The organism is Prevotella sp. SGI.167 (genome assembly GCF_050313615.1).
Lineage (GTDB): Bacteria > Bacteroidota > Bacteroidia > Bacteroidales > Bacteroidaceae > Prevotella.
On record NZ_JBNPLT010000129.1, the window covers coordinates 1 to 496 of the forward strand.

1 protein-coding gene is annotated in these 496 nt (G+C 45.6%); it reads right to left on the bottom strand.

Translation table 11 applies throughout. From position 1 onward, the window contains the following. Nucleotides 1-496: A1S_2505 family phage non-structural protein (locus ACQRBJ_RS16195; RefSeq protein ID WP_445304256.1), on the bottom strand; the 496-nt coding region annotated here is incomplete at both ends.

Consider the following 496-nt stretch of genomic DNA (forward strand, 5'->3'; position numbering starts at 1 on the left):
AAGATCGTAACATCTTTCAAACAGAGGAGCCATTTCTTCAGGAGAATATCCGGCGATACCGCAACCAATCAATGTCACAAAGAATGTTTTGTCAGGATGATTCTTGGCAAACTCGATGAATTCATCCACATCCTTTTTCATAGATTCCATACCACTCATTGAATCGATGGCGTAACTCTTTCCCTGCAAACCATGTCCCTGACCTCTGATGGCACCGAACTTCTCCAGGGCTGTCTTTGCCGCACCACCATCATGATATCCCATGGCGTTAGAACCGAATACAAAGATTTCACCAGCGGCAAGACGGCTGATGAGATGAGGGGTAACGCGAGTCTCTGGATTATTCGGTGACTTATCCAGTTTCGCAAGCTCTTCAGCTTCCACCACAGGGATCATCTTTTTCCATTCCTCCAGGAACTCTTTCATGTCGTATTTTAAGTTCTGAAGTTCAGAAGGCTTATATACGCCACTTTTCGCCACGTATTCTGCCACCTTC